Origin of the sequence: Hyphomonas sp., assembly GCF_965284475.1 — a bacterium.
GTDB lineage: Bacteria > Pseudomonadota > Alphaproteobacteria > Caulobacterales > Hyphomonadaceae > Hyphomonas.
The window spans coordinates 2,741,463-2,758,890 of the sequence record NZ_OZ260087.1 but is presented as its reverse complement, the minus strand read 5'-3'; the positions used below and the strand labels follow the sequence as shown (position 1 = coordinate 2,758,890).

Sequence of the window (17,428 nt, the reverse complement as noted above, 5' to 3'; positions counted from 1 at the left end):
ACCAGAACGCGAGTTCGCGGCGGCCTCAAAAAGAGACCGCCGCGCATTTCGTGGATAGGATGGAGCCTCGCGCGAACACCATCCGGATTTGAGCAAGCTGACGCTTACTTGATTTCGATCGTTGCGCCGACGTCTTCGAATTTCTTCTTGATTTCTTCGGCTTCAGCCTTCGAAACGCCTTCCTTGATTGCCTTCGGAGCAGCCTCGACGAGGTCTTTTGCTTCTTTCAGGCCGAGCGCAGGAACAACGTCACGCACAACTTTGATAACGTTGATCTTCTTGTCGCCCGCCGATGTCAGAACGACATCGAATTCTGTCTGCTCTTCAGCAGCAGCAGCGGGTGCAGCACCACCGGCAGCAGCGGCAACAGCCACTGGTGCGGCAGCGGAAACGCCCCACTTTTCTTCGAGCAGCTTTGCAAGCTCTGCAGCTTCAAGGACGGTAAGGGCCGAAAGGTCTTCGACAATCTTTTCGAGATTTGCCATTGTATGATTTCCTGTTTGGTTCGGTTGTCAGTTTCAATTAGTTGCGAAAACGGGTGCCCTAGGCGGCGTCTTTCGACGCATATGCCGACACCACACGGGCAAGCTGGCTGGCTGGTGCCTGGATAACGCCAGCAACTTTCGTTGCCGGTGCCTGCAGGAGGCCAATAAGTTTGCCACGGAGCTGGTCGAGAGACGGAAGCTTCGCGAGAGCCTGAACGCCTTCGGCATCCAGTACCACGTCGCCCATCACGCCACCGATGATGATGAATTTCGCATTGTCTTTCGCGAATTCATCAGCCGCTTTCGCAGCCGACACCGGATCAGGTGAATAAGCGATTGCCACAGGCCCCTGGAACAGGGCTTGGGCATCGTCGCCGCCTTTACCGTCGAGCGCAATTTTCGCCAGACGGTTCTTGACCACCTTAAGCTGACCGCCGTCCTTGCGAAGGGCGCCGCGCAGCTTTGTCATTTCCGCAACGGTCATTCCGGAATAGTGCGTCACGATGACAGCACCGGACTCTTCGAAAACCCCTTTCAGGGTCTCGAGGGCCACTGTTTTTCCAGCTTTATCCATAGCGGGTCTCCAGTAGAGGCGCCCGGACCATCCGGCCGCCCTGGTAATCGCCTTCCGTTCGTGAGAACTTCCAGCGCCTGCCCAGGGATTGGCCTGCCCGGTAAAGCAAAACAGGAAATCCTGTTTTTCCGAACCGTTTCAACGCCTCACCCCGTCTGCATAGGTGGCCAGAATGCCTTTATCTCACCCTAAGGTTTGACCTATGGTCTAGGACAGGAAAACGGGAGGCCGCCGATACACATCGGTGATCTCCCGTCAAGAGAGGTCTGTTAACGCTTTATCCAAAGGGCCGCAACCCCTTTGAGGCAGAAAATATCGGGCCGACAGAAAAAGCCCGCCCTGTTTCCGGGGCGGGCTCACTAGTTTCTGACAAAATCACCGCAGTGGCGGGACTATTTTGCTTCAGCCGTATCGATGATGACACCCGCGCCCATTGTGGACGACAGGGAAATCTTGCGCACGAAAGTGCCTTTTGCACCGGTCGGGCGCGCTTTGACGAGCGCATCAAGGAACGCTTTCACGTTCTTCTCGATATCTGCTTCGCTGAAGCTGGCCTTGCCGATACCTGCATGGATGATACCGGCCTTTTCGACACGGAATTCAACCGAACCGCTTTTCGCGTCTTTGACGGCCTGTGCCACATTTGGTGTGACCGTACCGACTTTCGGGTTCGGCATCAGGCCACGCGGGCCGAGCACCTTACCGAGACGACCAACAACCGCCATCATGTCGGGTGATGCAATCACACGATCGAAGTCCATGAAGCCGCCCTGGATTTTCTCCATCAGGTCTTCAGCACCGACAAAATCAGCGCCGGCCGCCTTGGCTTCGTCAGCCTTTGCGTCCTTCGCGAACACGGCAACACGCACATCCTTGCCGGTTCCCGAAGGCAGGTTGACCACGCCGCGGACCATCTGGTCGGCATATTTCGGGTCAACACCGAGATTCACGGCAATATCGATGGTTTCGTCGAATTTCGAGGTCGCATTGCTTTTCACGAGCGAGACAGCCTCGCTGACCGTGTAGGCCTTGTCACGATCAACTGTTTCAGCAATCGCGCGAGCACGTTTTCCTGGTTTCGCCATGATTCTTACTCCACCACCGTCAGACCCATCGCGCGGGCGGACCCTGCGATGATCTTGGACGCTGCTTCGATATCGTTTGCGTTGAGGTCTTCCATCTTCATTTCCGCAATTTCGCGGACCTGCTTCATGGAGACTTTACCAACCGTGTCATAGCCAGGCTTCTTGGAGCCCGATGCCGGCTTCTTGCCGAGCTTCAGGCCGGCGGCCTTCTTCAGCAGAACCGATGCAGGCGGCGTCTTCGTAACGAACGTGAACGACTTGTCCTGATAATACTGGATGACAACCGGAATCGGGAGGCCCTCTTCCAGGCCCTGCGTCTTGGCGTTGAACGCCTTGCAGAATTCCATGATGTTGATGCCGCGCTGACCGAGCGCCGGGCCGACGGGCGGGGAAGGGTTTGCCTTGCCTGCGGGAATCTGGAGCTTGATCTGCCCCAGCAGTTTCTTAGCCATTGTGTCCTCACAATTGTTTCGAGGGGACGGTGGTCTTTCGATCCGTCCCGATTGGGTGTCGAGGTTCCGCGGTCCGGCTGGCTTGCCTTCCACAGAAGCGCGCGTATGGCGCAATCACCTGTGCCGGTCAAGCTGGGCGGATGTGAAAAGCCCGGACGACGCAAATCATCCGGGCTTTCAGGATCACTTTTGCGGGCGGCTACATCACCGCATAGCCGCGCGCATTGATATAGTTGCGCAATTCCTGGGCGCGCCGAGCCGGGTCCGGGTGAGTGGACATGAATTCAACAGGGCGGGCCCCCGTCGAATTGGCATCCATCAATTCCCACAGGCGAACCGACTGTTTCACGTCATACCCGGCATTGTGCATGTAATCGACGCCCAACCTGTCAGCCTCAAGCTCGTTCGAGCGGCTATACGGCAGTATGACGCCATACTGGACTGCGGCGCCCCCCAGTGCACCGATCGCTGCGCCATATTTGTTCAGCGTTTCCGACTGGCCGACCGCAATCTGGCCCGCCATCATGCCAACCTGGGCGGCAGTTGTAATCGACAGGCGTTCGGCGGCGTGTTTTCCCGCCACGTGTCCTGTTTCATGACCCAGGACAGATGACAACTGGTCGTCATTCTCGGTCAGTTCCGCTAGGCCACGGTATACGCCAACCCGGTTGCCCGGCATGACGAAGGCATTGACGTCATCGGTATCGAATACGGCCACGTCCCACTGTTCGTTCGACCTGCCTGCGCCTCTGGCGGTGCGGCTCCAGACATTCAGAACCCTGTTCTTGAGTGCAGTGTTCGAGGTTTGCGGCGTCTGTGTTTTCATGTCGGTCCAGGCCGAAGCCGCCATTCCGGCGATCTGCTCGTCGCCGAACAGGAGGAACTGGTTCCGCCCCGTCGACGGATTGGTTGTGCAGCTTGAAACGAACGGGAACACCGTTCCTGCCGCCAGCCCGCTGATAATGCCGCGTCGGGACAGGTTCACTTTGGGTGCACCTTCGAGAATCTTGCCGTCAAATTCGATCAGTTCAGCCATCTCAGTCTCCGTTTCGGTCTGGCGCCAAGGGTAACGACCGGCCATGGAAAAGCAATCTTCAACCTGGTCCCTGGCGACTGAACCCGTCATGAACGATCAGGTGTGCGAGCCTATTCGTCGGCAACGTCACCTGAAAGAATGGCGGCCTGCTCCACCCATCCTTCGCGCGCAATCCGGCCGGAAAAGTTCAGGCGATCGTCAATCCAGGCGATGTTTTCAGGCGTCCATGCGGCGATCTGGTCATAGTGGTAGATGCCGAGCTCGTTCAGCACTTCCTGTATCTTGGGGCCAATGCCGCCAATGATCGTGAGATCGTCGGGCGCCCCTGCGACGGGCTTTTCCAGCGCAATGGGCCGTTCCGCCGCAACCGGATCTTCATCAACCAGCGCGTCATCATCGCTATCGGACGCATCGTCTTCCGATTCATCCTCATCGAAATCCTCGTCCTCGAACGCTTCATCATCGTCTTCGAGTGTATCGTCCTCACTCAACGCGTCATCGTCATCTTCATCGTCGCCGTCTTCATCGTCTTCAGTGTCTTCTTCAGAATCTTTGTCAGAGTCTTCTTCATCGGACTCATCACCTTCCTCAACATCATCCTCGATGTCGTCGTCTTCAACTGCGTCATCCTCGTCGACGTCGTCATCATGATCGACTTCATCTTCGTCTTCGTCGTCTTCGTCGAGTTCCGAGTCGTCATCTTCGTATTCGTCTTCAAAGTCATCCTCTTCGGCGGCAGCATCGCGTTCCTCTGCATCAGCAGCCGCGTCGGCTTGTTCCAGTTCGTGCAGGATGGAATCCGTGGCCGAGGTCAGCGCGTCACTGTCTTCCTCCGCCGCATCACCGGCCGGGTCTTCGACAGGCTCCACTCCGGACGCGGTGTCGCCTTCAAAATACGCGACCCGCCCCTCGAGAAACCGGTTGCGCCAGCGAAGACGCGCGAGTTCCTCATTCGCGTCATTCTCAGGCTGCGTTTCGGCAATCACAGCGGCCACTGGCTGGCTGGCCAGCTCCGCTTCGAGCGCGGCAACGCGCTGCTTGAGGAAATCACCCTGCCATTTCAGCTTGTCGATTTCGGTCGTGTCCACTTCCTGTGCGACAGCCGCTACTGTCGCTGTCGCCGCATCGGCGGCTGAAATGGCTGCAGGTGATGCGCCCTGTGTGGCAGATGCCTGCTCATGCAGGGCGGCCTCAAGATGGCGAACGCGGCCTTCAAGGTGACGGTTGCGCCAGAGCAAGGTCGGCTCTTCCGGCTGGCCAGCCACTGTCGGCCTGGCTGCCGCAGGCGCGGCGGTTGCAGTCCCGCGGCCGGCACCGGCCTTGAGCGCCTCAAGCTCGGCCTTCGACCGCGCAAGCTCAGCTGACAGTTCCGTCATGCGCTTCTCGCGTACATTCAGCTCGGCTTTCAGGTGAGGGTCCGTCGCGCCTGTCGCGACATTGCGCTGGGCGGCGTACAGGCCTTCGATTTCAGCGCGCGCCTGCTCCAGTTCGGTCTTCGCAACATCGCGATCAACGCGCGCCGTGCGCAATTTTCCTACAACGAGAATACCCCGGATCGCCCAACCGAAAATCAGGCCAAACAGTCCGACAGCCGCGAGTGCCATCCACATGTGTGCAAGTAGCCAGGCCATTATTCGCTCCGTTCCAGAACTGTGATTGCGATATACTTGCCGTCAAGCCCGGCATTGCGGGAATCAGTAGCCTGCTCCGCCGCTTCGGCACCATAGCCAATCGCAGACAAGCGGTCGTCGTCGATGCCTGCCGCCATCAGGAATGCAGCCACGGCCTCGGCGCGGGCTTGTCCCAATGCCTGGTCGGCACGCGCACCATTGGTGGACTCGCCCTTCCCCGCAATCGAGAAAGCGAGCGAAGGATTGCAGGACTGAAGCCCGGCAGCCAAGAGGTCAAGCGCATCGCCGCTGGCGCGGTCAGGCACCGGACTGCCCGTCGCAAAGCGTATCTGGATCGTGTCGAGATGGGCCTGGCAGGCATCGTGTGTCGGATTGGGCGGCGTGGCTGGCAGCCGAGGGTCTGCGGCAATGCTCACAGCATGAGGGCCTGAGACCAATGCCAGATCATCCCGCAAATAGGCCAGGGCGCTCGGTGGTGCTTCGCCAACGATGACAAAGCCAGCGCCCTCGGGATCAAATCCCAATTCGCCCTGCTGGAACCTGACAAATTGCGGCAGACCCCGTCTGATAACCTCCATCCAGCCAGGATAGGCCTGATCCACCACGACCATCTGGTCCTCGATCTGGCCTTTGTAATGCTTGCGCGCGAGGGTGAGAACTTCACGACGCTCAGTCTCGCTCGAAATATTGCCCTTGAGGACCAGCCCGGACGCAGAGACACGCGCCAGCCACGACGCAGCACCGCGGATCATCGGCTCGCCGCGAAACGGGGCCGCCACATTCGCAATCTCGGCCTGCACCTTGGCGCGCACTGCAGCGTCGGCTGATACACCGCTGACACGCAGGTTCGTATCAACAAGATTCACTTCACCTGAATCCAGCCGGTCCAGCTGAACCAGCGCCAGGCGGGCCATGCCTTGCCAATTGCCAGCAGGCGCACCTGAGGCCAGGCGCATGGCGTCCTCAATCTCTGCCCCGTCCGATAGTTTGGCGGCTTCGGTGAGCAGCACATGGCGAATGGCCTTTGATGGCACGTATCCAGACAGGATCAGCTTGCCGTCGGTGGTTTTCTCGACGCGCCACGCAAAGGGCGAAACAGGCGGGGCGCTATCCGCAGCATTCTCGACCTGCGTGACCCCGCCAAAGATCAGTCCACCAGGCCCATCGGCGTTGAGGATGGTGAGGGCGGCGTCGCGTACGGCCTCCGGAGACGGGGCCTTTCCGGAGAGGATCGCGCGCTGGCCATCCATCTGCACGACGGCCCAGTCCATGCCGGCGGCCTGCAGCGCAGCGGAGGTTTCCTGCTGGAGATGCGCCTGCAGGTTTGCAGCATTCTGCGGTGACTGGTAAACGCCCCACCAGCCCGCCGTGACGAGCCCGGCGAGCGCAACAAGCGCAAACAGGTATTCGAGTAGCCTCATTGGGACCCCTTATTTTCCCTGAAGACACTTCCCTCCGCTCAGGGATGCCCTATTCACCCCCTAATCGCAAGACTTCTGCTGCAGGCCTGATACCCCATGAACCCACCGATCGAGACCATCACCAGCCCGTCAAACGCGCTTATTAAGTCCTTGAAAAGTCTTGAAAGGAAGAAGGGGCGCAGCGAAACCGGACTGTTCCTTGCCGAAGGCGCCAGACTGGTCGAACAGGGCCTTGAACAAGGCTGGAAAGCCGAGACGCTGGTCATCGCCTCCACGATGGCCGACCGCCCCCATCTGGCCGCCCTGGCGCGCCGCGCAAGTGCCGCTGGCGCGCGGGTCGTGCAGGCACCCGAACGGCTGATGTCGAAGATCACCCACAAGGACAATGCCCAGAGCGTCATCGCCTCCTTCCATCAGGTCCACCGCCCGCTGGACGCCCTCGACGCGGCGGCCGACGGTATCTGGGTCGCCCTATATGAAGTGCGCGACCCCGGCAATCTTGGCACGATCCTGCGGACGGCAGACTGCGCCGGGGCACAGGGCGTGATCCTTCTGGAAACCTGTTGTGACCCTTACAGTTTCGAGACGGTGCGAGCCTCCATGGGATCGATCTTCGACATGCCCTTTGCAAATGCCACATTCGAACAGTTCAACGCCTGGCGGCAGGCTGGCGGCATGAGCCTCACGGCCGCGTCAGTGAACGGCACCGTGCGTCACGACCAGGCGCCATACGGGCCCCGCGCCGTGATTATCATGGGGAATGAACAGGCCGGCCTGCCGGAGCCCATCGAAGCGGCATGCGACACGCTGGCCCTGATCCCGATGCGGGGCGGCGCCGACAGCCTGAACCTTGCACAAGCCACGGCGATCCTGACCTATGAGGCATGGCGCCAGAGAAACTTCCAATGATTACAGAAACAAGACTGCTTATCGCCGACGACTGGGACGATTACGCACTGCTCGACAGCGGGCATCTGATGAAGCTGGAACGCTTTGGCAGCCAGACCGTCATCCGCCCCGATCCGCAGGCATTCTGGGAACCGGCCCGCCCACTGGATTCGTGGAAAGCCGACGCGATCTTCTCCGGCAAGTCCGGCGATGAGGAGAGTGGCGGCCAGTGGGAAATTCTCTCCCCCCGCGCCGTCGAATCCTGGCCGATGCGCTGGAACGGCCTGACCTTCGAAGCCCGCCGCACGGCCTTTCGGCACATGGGCGTCTTTCAGGAACATTCTGTCCACTGGCGCTTCGCGCAGGACCAGATCGGCGCGGCCAAACGCCCGGTCAAGGTGTTGAATTTGTTCGGGTATACCGGGATGATGTCGCTGGCCTGCGCGGCGGCGGGGGCGGAGGTGACGCATCTGGACGCAAGCCCGAAATCGAACGGGTATGGCAAGGACAACCAGGCCATGAGCGGCCTGTCGGACCGCACGATCCGCTGGATCGCGGATGATGCAATGAAGTTCGTGGCCCGCGAGATTCGCCGGGGAAACAGGTACGATGCCATCGTGCTGGACCCGCCGAAATTCGGCCGCGGCCCCAAGAACGAGACATGGAAATTCGAGGAAGACCTGCCGCCGCTGCTTGATAATATTCGGGAATTGCTGAGCGAGACGCCGCTTTTCGTCATCGCGACGGCCTACGCAGTGCGCCTGTCCTACCTCGCCCTGTCGCAAACGCTGGCCGACAGGCTAAGCCCGCTCGGCGGCGTGATGGAACAGGGAGAGATGGCGCTGCCGCAGCAGGGGTCCACACGCCTGTTGCCGACGGCCCTATACGCCAGGTGGCGCGCCGCCTGACAGGGTGGACAATGCTGGCGCTTTCCACCCGTTCCGTTGCACGTAAAAAACCACGAAAACAGCACGCAGACTGTACGATAGAGCACATTAAATCACGAAGGCGGCCGTCTTGCGTCGGTGCGGGCGCATGCCTTCCATCCCCTGACAAATGAACAAAAAAGAAAATGGCGGCCCCGAAGGACCGCCATTTCCGAAAGTTTGCCGTGAGGCGTTGGACTAGAAGTCCAGCGTCGCGCCAACGAAGATGTAACGGCCCATTGCGTCGTAAGACTGCGGATAGGTGTTACCGTTACCCGTCGTACCGACCGAAGCCGACAGTGGCGGATCTTCGTCCAGCACGTTGTTGACGCCGAAGCGGAACGTTGCGTAATCCGTCGCGCCGAACGTACCGGCGAGATCGAAGTAGTTCACAGCGTCCAGTGTGGAGTCGACGCGGCCGGTTGCACCGGTGTCGAGATCCACAGCGCCCATGTGGCGCCATGTCAGAGCCAGGTCCAGACCGTCAACCGGTGTGGTCCAGCCCATGCGGGCGCGGTGACGCCATTCCGGAGTCGGTGTCAGGCAGTCGTTGCCGTACTTACCAACACACTCATACTCAGCGAACGACTGACCGATCGGATCGTAGTCGAGTGCTTCGAGCCACGTGCCGTTCAGGGAGAAGTTCAGCGCACCAGCCGAACCGATGTCGAAGCCATAGGCTGCTGCGATATCGACACCGGATGTGGACAAGCCACCGATGTTCACGTTCGTGTCGACCACGTTACCGGTACCGACCCAAAGCTGGCCGTTCTGGTTGCGGATGATCTTGCTACACGCGTCAGCATCGCCTTGAAGGTAGCAAAGCTGCATCGTGATGCTGGCACCAACAGTCGTAATCGCTTTCGTGATGTCGATGTTGTAATAGTCGACCGACAGGCTGAGGCCTGGGGCCATGGTTGGCGTCGCAACGAAACCAATCGTGTAGGTTTCAGCTTCTTCCGCATCAAGGTCAGGGTTGCCGCCCTGCAGGTAGTTGTACTGGCCAGCAGGCGAATTCAGAGCGCCCGAGTTAGCCTGTGCAGCGTTAACCTGCCATGGGTTGGAACCGATACAGGCAGCACCGCCCGTACCGTCTTCAGCCGGATCCGTGAAGTCACAGAGGTCATCGTCAAGGTCGAACAGGTTGAAGCCCTGAGCCTCGAAGAGGTCGATGACGTTCGGTGCGCGGACAGCTTTCTGGAAGCTGGCGCGGAAACGAATGTCGGACGTTGGCGCATAGTCGCCACCGATCTTGTACGAGTCGGCACTGATGCCGGTCGAGTAATCGGAGTAACGGTAGGCACCTTCAATCGACAGAAGCTCGATACCTGGCTGGCCCGTGACGAGCGGCAGCTGGAATTCACCGAAGACCTCATAGGAGTCGATCGCACCAGAAAGACCGATCGTAGGACCACCCTGACCAGCGCCGTCACCCGTTGCGAACGAGTTGTCGGTGATGGATTCGAGCGAGTCACGACGGTATTCGATACCCATGGCAACCTTCAGGCCATCGTCAGCAGAAGGCAGTTTGAAGCCATACTGGCCCATGTCGCCGGAAAGGACGGCCGACACGACGTTCTGGGTTGTCGTACCGTTCTGGAGCAGTGGAACCTGCAGGTAGTTCAGGGCTTCTTCGGTCACACCACCGACGGTCCAGATGTTGTACGGCACACAATTAGGATCGGTGCCGTCAAGGACGCTCGCGCAAACAGCATTGCCGGCACCATCATCAACCACGTCCATGGCGCGATTAAGGCGCGTGACGGAGAATTCGTTGGTGTAGGCACGTGTCAGCGAAACCTGGGCATACTGAGCCGAGATATCGTAGTTCCAGCCTGGTGCGTCATAGAGCTCACCACGCAGGCCGATCACGCCGCGATAGGTCTGGTAGCCGAGATTATCCGCACGACCGCCGCCTTCGACGTTACGACGACCGAAGTAAGCCGGAGCGACACCGTTGAACGGGTTCGCACCAAGCGTGCCGTCCGGGTTCAGAGTAGGCGCAGCGCCAGTGATGGCATTCTGCTCGCCGATCGTAGCAGCAACCCAGGCTGCACCGACAGCAGGATCTTCAAAGCCGGCGATGAAATCGGTGACTTCGTTTTCGGCTGTCTCCGGATCATCTACGACATCAGGCACCAGGTCGATGGCACAAAGGCCAGCCTGTTGGTCGGCAGACAGGAGCGGGTTGTCGCAGCTGATGCCTTGCGTGACGAAGAAGTTGCCTGAAGGCGCGATCTGCGCTTTGGACTCGTAGTCCATGAACATGAACTGCGTGTAGACTTCAGCCGACGGATTGAGCTCGTAGTGACCGTTGAAACCAACCGAATAACGCTGGTCAGGGCGCTGGTAATAGTTCAGCGGACCGAAGTTGTACTGGTCGGTTGCGCCGTTCCATGGACGGAACGTATTGCCGGTCGACTGGTCAATCGTGTAGTCAAACGAGTTGAAGTCCGTGATACGGCCCGGGAACGCAGTGGACGAACCACCGCAGTTGAAATCGCCAGACGCTGCGAGACCGGCCGCACATGCGGAATAGTCGCGCTCGCCCTGAAGCACTTCACCATTGTCACGGAAGCTGAGCCAGGCAGTGAGGTTGCCGCGGCCATCATCGGTGTTGACACCCATGATGCCGGTAATCTCTTTCGAGAAGCCGTCATCAACATTGTCATCAGGAAGCTGGAACTGGGCAGGGTTTGATGCAGCGCGGCCTTCGATCACGTCACGGAGCGAGCCGTTCGTGTCATAGTCGTTATTGTGCTGGAAAAAGCCATACTGGGCATCAAGCTGAACGCCTTCGAAATTGTCCTTCATGATGAAGTTGACAACGCCTGCAATCGCGTCCGAACCATAGACAGCCGACGCACCACCGGTCAGCACGTCAACGCGCTCAACCAGCTGGCCCGGGATCAGGTTAAGGTCGGCAGCCGGATCGTTTGGCGAACCGTAAGGCATGCGCTTGCCGTCAACGAGGACCAGCGTACGGGTCGACTCGATGTTACGCAGGGCGACCGTTGCTGTGCCCGAAGCGCCGTTTGACACAGTCGAGTTCTGCGCGGCGAAGGCTTGTGGCAGCTGGGTGATAAGGTCTTCGACCTTGGTCACGCCCTGAAGCTTGATGTCAGCAGCCGAAACAGACGCCACCGGGCTGGTGGTGACCATGTTTGGCGACTGGATGCGCGAGCCGGTGACGTAGACTGTTGCCTGGCGTGCGGTCGAATCTTCGTCGGCGGCTGGTGCGGCAACGGTGTCGACTGTGTCGTCCGTTTCCTGTGCGGTTGCGAGCATGCTCGCCGATGCCATGAATGCTACGCCCGCAAATACGGACGAGGCAAGCAGGCGGGATTTCATCGTATTCCCGTTCACGTTGGTACCTCCAATGGTTACAAAGGCGCCCGTATAGGACGCTAGCCCGGACCCCTGATTCCGGGACTTGGCCATATCGATAGGGCGTTCGTCACATGATCGTCAACGCGTCGTTACGCATCTGTCATCAAAAGAAGGCGGGTGTGGTTTATTTGCCTCAGTTCCGGGCATGACGTGCCTCAGGTCAGCAGAAAGCTGAGAATGACGAGGCCAATTGCCAGAACGCCAAGCAAGATCATGCCGAAAATCAGCAATATGGAGGTTCGGAAGGCCGACAGGATCCGTCCGGAGCCATAGGTGATGCGTAACATCCTGTAAAGATAGGCGATTATTGCCAGGAACCCGCCGCCAATCAGCCAGTCGGCACCTTGCGGGAAGACCGCTGCAGCAAGCAGGAGCAGGGTTCCCAATACGTAAAGGAAAGTCTGGAAATGCAGGCCGGCGATGAGGTGGTCAAACATGTAGACGCGGCGATGCCATGCGTAAAGCAGCGTCAGAAGCAGAGAAAATACCGGTAAAAACAAGACACTGAACCTGGGGGCCCATTCCCGCAACCGCACGCCGAACCGGTCCTGGTTTTCATAGACCGTCGCCGCGCGATCTGCCGCGAGATAGGCTGTTTCCATCTCAGCGGGGTCCACATTCGCCTCCATACGGCTTTCCACGAATGCGCGGAGCTTGACCCGGTCAATTTTGCCGTCCGCCTGCACCAATTCGCCAAAAGGCAGCGCCTCGACCCCATCGACAACCGAATTTGCGATGATTTCGCGCGTTGGCGGGTCAATATCGGCCTGTTCGAGATGCGGATCCAGATCGCCCAAAACCGCCTGCTTCCCGGATTCCGGCGCGCCGAGCGAAAATCCGCCATTCGGCACCGGATCGAACCGCCATCCGTCAAACCAGCCCAGTTCGTCGCCAAGCGTGAAGACCGTGAGGAAGAAGATGATCGAGGCGAGCAGGAACATCCGAAATGGCGGCACATACCGGGCTCGCTGGCCATTGAGGTAGTTCCGGGTCATCCGGCCGGGCCGGAACATCAGCATCGGCACAGACCGGAACAGCCGCCCATCCAGGGCGAACATGTCGCCCAGGCTGCCGGCGATCAGTTCCCAGAATGGCCTGTGAAAGTCCGATGCGAGCTGGCCGCAGGTCGTACAGAACCTGTCCGGCACAACCTGCCCGCAATTGGCGCACGGGGCGCCCGACTGTACCGGGAAATGCCTGCCGGACGACAGGCCGCCCAGTGATGCGGCACCAACAGCCTCAGCTTCGTGTTCCATGTCGCCCTCCCCGCGACGCAGGTAACTATTCGGCCTTCATACCCTCCCGGCACAGGAAACGCGAGCGGTGCTGGTCAACGGCGTTCTCGCTCCAGCCTGAGAGGGTCGGGTCGACGAGGTTCTTCGTCACCTGGTACCACATCGGCGTGATCGGATAGTCGTTGAGCATAAGTTGCTCGGCCTCGGCGAAGATTTCCGCCCGCTTCTTTAGATCCAGCTCGGCATTGGACTTGGCAAGAAGTGCGTCATACTCCGGATTGGCATACCGCCCGTAATTCTGCTGCCCTGTCTTGGAATCGAGCAGGTAGAGAAAATTGATCGGATCGTCGAAATCCGCTACCCAGGCACCATCAGCCACCTGGAAATCAGATTGGCGCAGCCGCGCATAGAGCACTTTCGTGTCCTGTTTGATGATGACGGGCTCAACCCAGGGCGCGATTTCAGCCCAGTTGGCCTGCGCGACAGGCGCTGCCTTCGGGTTATCGTCCGTCGAACGGTGGATAAATTCAAAGCGGAAAGGCTTGACCGGGCCGTATCCGGCCGCTTCAAGCAGGCGTTTGGATTCCGCCAGCCGCTCGGCGCGCGGCATGTCTTTCCAGGCCACCGCCGGGCGCTCGACGGCATAATTGTCGATGCCGGGCGGCACCATGGAATAAGCCGGCTCAAAACCTGGCGTGAGCACGTTGCGGACGATGAATTCCCGGTCGAGCGCCATGGCCAGCGCCTTGCGCACGCGTACATCCTTGAACACGTCCTGCGAGGAGTTGATGCTCCAGTATGTCGTGTTGAGTGACGGCGTCGTGCGCGGCCAGCCGGGGAACTTCTCTTCCAACTCGGCCTGGCGGGCGCCATCGAAGGCATTGTTGATGTCGAGTTCGCCGGCGGCAATCTTGTTCTCGACCGCTGTCTGGTCCTCAAGCTCGAAATAGACAACACGGTCGAAACAGACCTGGTCGGCCGCAAAACCGGTCGGGTTCCTTTCCGATACAAGCTGGTCGCCCGTGCGCCAGTAAACCAGCTTGTAGGGTCCGTTGGTCACAATGTTGCCGGGCTGGATCCAGGCATCGCCATACTGCTCGACAATGTGCCGGGGCACGGGATAGGTCGTGTAATGGGTCAGCAGGCCCGGAAGGTAGGGCGCCGGATATTCCAGCGTGATCTCCAGCGTCTTGTCGTCAATCGCGCGCACGCCGAGCTCTTCGGGCGGCAGTTCGGTCGTGTTCACTTTCGCCGCATTCTTGATCAGATAAAGCAGGGATGAATATTGCGACGCGATTTCCGGCTTCTGGATACGGCGGAGCGCATAGACAAAATCATCCGCCGTGACCGGCACACCGTCCGACCAGACATAATCGCCCAGCTTGAAGGTCCAGACCAGGCCAGTCGAGTCGGTCTCATAGCTGTCTGCCATGCCGAAGACAGGCTTGCCGTCCTGGCCATGCGTCATTAGACCAATCATCATGTCGCCGATCACGATGTTTTCCCATTGCGCAGAGGATTTGTGCGGATCCAGCGTGTCCACCTTGGCTGAGATACCCCGGCGAAGCGTCGGCACGTCGTCCGCGGCATTGCCGCCACCGCCGCCGCAAGCCGCCAGTGAAAGCATCAGTGCGGCCAGCATGGACGAACTCATCAAGGGTTTCAGCATCATGTTTCCTGTCTCCGGTGTCTTTCCGGCGTGCGCCAGATTTGCCACAGTGCTGCCAGACTGGCGTGAGTTTGGAAAGCCTGCGCCCTGACACGAACACAGAGGACGACCTGCAATGACCCGATTCCTGAGCGCGATTGCCGCGATATGCCTCGTATCCATGCCTGCGCTGGCGGAAGATGTGTCGACTGACGACGTGTATGCCTGCGCAGGGATCAGCACGGATGCTGAGCGCCTGGCCTGCTATGATGCTGCCGTCGGACGCCTCAAGGCGGCCGAAGATTCGGGTGAAGTAACAACCATCACCCGGTCCGAAGTCGAACAGGTCAAGCGCGATTCCTTCGGCTTCTCGATCCCGTCTTTGCCCTCGCTGGCCCTCCGGAAAAGTGGCGGCGGCGACGAGGAACTCGACGAAGTCACCGCTGCCGTGAGTTCTGTCAGCCGGAACGGTGCGGGCCGCTGGCGGGTCAGGCTCGAGAACGGGCAGGTCTGGGTGCAGACCGATGACAAGAGCGTCCGCGCGAAGAACGTGAAAGAGGCCCGCATCTATTCTGCCTCACTCGGCAGCTACAAGATGAAGCTGGATGGCGGCCTGGCATTCCGGGTGCAGCGCGAACAATAGGCGCCAACTCGGAATTGCCTTGGCACGGGCCGATGCTTTCGGCACTCTCTCCAAAAATATAATCGGAGAGGGAACGAGATGAGCAAGTATCTGGGGTGGGCCGTTCCGGCTCTCGCATTGGTCGCGTGTGCGCCAAACACTAACATCGCCAACAATATCAGCGCGTCTGCCACGGTTGAACCAGCAAAGGTCGCACCGGTCGCGAACCCGATGCGAAACGCGTATTTCGGCGATGTTCACGTGCACACCAGCAATTCGTTCGATGCCTATATCTTCGGTGTGCGCGCGACCCCGGACGATGCCTACAAATTCGCAAAGGGCGAAGCCATTCGCCACCCTGCAGGCTACGATTTGCAGCTGTCAGGTCCGCCGCTGGATTTCCTTGCTGTCACCGATCATGGCGAATACCTGGGTGTGGTTCCCGCGATGAACACGCCGTCTTCGCCCTTGTCGCAAACCGAGATTGCACAATCCGTGTTCGGCGAAAACGCAACCGATCCTGGCAAATCGTTCCTGCGCGTTGGCGTGACGGTCGCGACAGGCGAAGAGATTGAGGAAATCTACGACCGCAGCCTGATCGATTCCGTCTGGGCGGCGACAATCGATTCCGCCGAACGCAATAACGAACCCGGAAAGTTCACAGCTTTCTCAGGCTATGAATTCACGGCGATGATGGCGGTTCCAGGTGACGGCCCGCCAGCGGCCGGCAATCTGCACCGTAACGTCATCTTTCGCGGCGACGCACCGCCGCGTCTTTTTTCGACGCTTGATTCCACCAATCCGGAAGATTTGTGGACGTGGATGGAGACCCAGCGCGGAGAAGGCCGGGACGTGCTCGCCATTCCTCACAATTCTAATATCTCAAATGGCGAGATGTTCGCTTTGCAAACTTATACCGGCGCACCGATGACGGCCGACTATGCCGAAAGGCGGATGCGGAACGAGCCACTTGTCGAAGTGTCCCAGGTCAAAGGCACGTCGGAAACCAACGCGACCCTGTCGCCCAATGACGAATGGGCCGGTTTTGAACAATACGAATATTTCGTCGGCAGCTCTGTGAGGCTTACTGCAGGCGCGGGCGACTTTGTCCGCTCGGCCTATAAGCGCGGGCTTGCCATGCAGGAGGCCGACGGATTCAATCCGTACAAGTTCGGACTGATCAGCTCGAGCGACACACACGTTGCCGCAGCGTCGCTCGTCGAGGAGTTCCACTGGGGCAAGACTCCACAGGATGGTGCCAGCCCCGAAGGACGCCGATCCGTTCCGCCGAATGGCGGCAAGACGTGGGACGGCGCAGATGACCCGCAGACAAGGCGGCAAATCACGGCAACCCAGTTCGCCTCAAGCGGGCTGGCGGGCGTGTGGGCGGAATCCAACACCCGCGAGGCAATCTTCGATGCCATGAAGCGCAAGGAAACCTTTGGCACGTCGGGACCACGCATGACGGTGCGCTTCTTCGGGGGCATGGAATATTCGCCGTCGATGCTGGACGATGCTGACCTGCTGGCGCGCGCCTATGATGGCGGGGTGCCGATGGGCGGACAGCTCGGTAATGTAAGCGGCGACGCCGCGCCAGGCTTCCTTGTCTGGGCCATGCGCGATCCGATGAGCGCACCGCTTCAGCGTGCGCAAGTGGTAAAAGTCTGGACGGATGGCGGCGAGACGCACGAGGCGGTCCACGATGTGGCCTGTTCGGGCGGGACCGTGCCTGATGCTGACACACATCGCTGCCCGGATAATGGGGCGAGTGTGAATATATCAGACTGCAGCACCGAAATAGGCTCAGGCGCCAACGAGTTGAAGGCCTATTGGACGGACCCTGACTTCAGCGTGGATCGTGAAGCTGCGTACTATGTGCGTGTGCTGGAGAACCCAACTTGCCGCTGGTCAACATGGGATGCTGTGCGCAACGGTACACCGCACAATCCGGAATTGCCCACAACGGTGCAGGAGCGAGCATGGTCTTCACCGATCTGGTATGCGGGTCTGGACCTGACGGCGAGCGATTAGCCGC

Annotated in this window: 14 protein-coding genes; 4 read left to right on the top strand and 10 right to left on the bottom strand. The window is 59.6% G+C overall.

All coding sequences use genetic code 11. The features are described from left to right. Positions 1-104: 104 nt before the first annotated feature. From rplL to ACQ66M_RS13275, 7 genes are all read right to left on the bottom strand, one after another. Complete coding sequence (gene rplL, locus ACQ66M_RS13305; RefSeq protein WP_350171351.1) at positions 105-485, bottom strand: 50S ribosomal protein L7/L12; 381 nt, start codon at positions 483-485, stop codon at positions 105-107. Between the two features lie 58 nt (positions 486-543). Beyond that, a complete protein-coding gene (rplJ, locus tag ACQ66M_RS13300; protein ID WP_350171352.1) occupies positions 544-1,059 on the bottom strand; it encodes a 50S ribosomal protein L10 in 516 nt (171 codons plus the stop codon). Between the two features lie 392 nt (positions 1,060-1,451). Next, positions 1,452-2,144 carry a 50S ribosomal protein L1 gene (rplA, locus tag ACQ66M_RS13295; RefSeq protein ID WP_350171353.1) on the bottom strand — a complete coding sequence of 231 codons (693 nt, stop codon included), beginning with the start codon at positions 2,142-2,144 and terminating at the stop codon, positions 1,452-1,454. A 5-nt stretch (positions 2,145-2,149) separates the two neighbouring features. Then, complete coding sequence (gene rplK, locus ACQ66M_RS13290; protein WP_350171354.1) at positions 2,150-2,596, bottom strand: 50S ribosomal protein L11; 447 nt, start codon at positions 2,594-2,596, stop codon at positions 2,150-2,152. A 199-nt stretch (positions 2,597-2,795) separates the two neighbouring features. Further along, positions 2,796-3,722 carry a M48 family metallopeptidase gene (locus tag ACQ66M_RS13285; protein ID WP_430404457.1) on the bottom strand — a complete coding sequence of 309 codons (927 nt, stop codon included), beginning with the start codon at positions 3,720-3,722 and terminating at the stop codon, positions 2,796-2,798. A 20-nt stretch (positions 3,723-3,742) separates the two neighbouring features. After that, positions 3,743-5,263, bottom strand: a complete 1,521-nt coding sequence (locus tag ACQ66M_RS13280; protein WP_430404455.1) for a hypothetical protein — start codon at positions 5,261-5,263, stop codon at positions 3,743-3,745. Further along, on the bottom strand, positions 5,263-6,684 hold the full coding sequence (locus ACQ66M_RS13275; RefSeq protein WP_350171357.1) for an OmpA family protein: 1,422 nt from the start codon (positions 6,682-6,684) through the stop codon (positions 5,263-5,265). The genes ACQ66M_RS13280 and ACQ66M_RS13275 overlap by 1 nt, the downstream gene beginning before the upstream one ends. Before the next feature lie 96 nt (positions 6,685-6,780). Here ACQ66M_RS13275 and ACQ66M_RS13270 point away from each other — a divergent pair, with 96 nt between their 5' ends. Together ACQ66M_RS13270 and ACQ66M_RS13265 are read left to right on the top strand one after the other, a co-directional pair. Beyond that, positions 6,781-7,593 carry a TrmH family RNA methyltransferase gene (locus ACQ66M_RS13270; protein WP_430404453.1) on the top strand — a complete coding sequence of 271 codons (813 nt, stop codon included), beginning with the start codon at positions 6,781-6,783 and terminating at the stop codon, positions 7,591-7,593. Then, positions 7,590-8,480 carry a class I SAM-dependent methyltransferase gene (locus ACQ66M_RS13265; protein WP_430404451.1) on the top strand — a complete coding sequence of 297 codons (891 nt, stop codon included), beginning with the start codon at positions 7,590-7,592 and terminating at the stop codon, positions 8,478-8,480. The genes ACQ66M_RS13270 and ACQ66M_RS13265 overlap by 4 nt, the downstream gene beginning before the upstream one ends. Positions 8,481-8,696: 216 nt before the next feature. On the opposite strand, the gene ACQ66M_RS13260 is transcribed toward ACQ66M_RS13265, so the two are convergent. From ACQ66M_RS13260 to ACQ66M_RS13250, 3 genes are all read right to left on the bottom strand, one after another. Continuing rightward, positions 8,697-11,864 carry a TonB-dependent receptor domain-containing protein gene (locus ACQ66M_RS13260; RefSeq protein WP_430404449.1) on the bottom strand — a complete coding sequence of 1,056 codons (3,168 nt, stop codon included), beginning with the start codon at positions 11,862-11,864 and terminating at the stop codon, positions 8,697-8,699. Between the two features lie 179 nt (positions 11,865-12,043). Next, a complete protein-coding gene (locus ACQ66M_RS13255) occupies positions 12,044-13,144 on the bottom strand; it encodes a DUF3667 domain-containing protein (protein ID WP_430404446.1) in 1,101 nt (366 codons plus the stop codon). 25 nt (positions 13,145-13,169) lie between these two features. Continuing rightward, complete coding sequence (locus tag ACQ66M_RS13250) at positions 13,170-14,795, bottom strand: peptide ABC transporter substrate-binding protein (protein ID WP_430404444.1); 1,626 nt, start codon at positions 14,793-14,795, stop codon at positions 13,170-13,172. A gap of 112 nt (positions 14,796-14,907) precedes the next feature. Between ACQ66M_RS13250 and ACQ66M_RS13245 the strand changes: the two genes are divergently transcribed. Together ACQ66M_RS13245 and ACQ66M_RS13240 are read left to right on the top strand one after the other, a co-directional pair. Then, positions 14,908-15,414, top strand: coding sequence for a hypothetical protein (locus tag ACQ66M_RS13245; RefSeq protein ID WP_350171363.1), 507 nt, complete (start codon positions 14,908-14,910; stop codon positions 15,412-15,414). Between the two features lie 78 nt (positions 15,415-15,492). Next, positions 15,493-17,424: a DUF3604 domain-containing protein gene (locus ACQ66M_RS13240; RefSeq protein ID WP_350171364.1), complete on the top strand. Its 1,932-nt coding sequence runs from the start codon at positions 15,493-15,495 to the stop codon at positions 17,422-17,424. Positions 17,425-17,428: the final 4 nt, after the last annotated feature.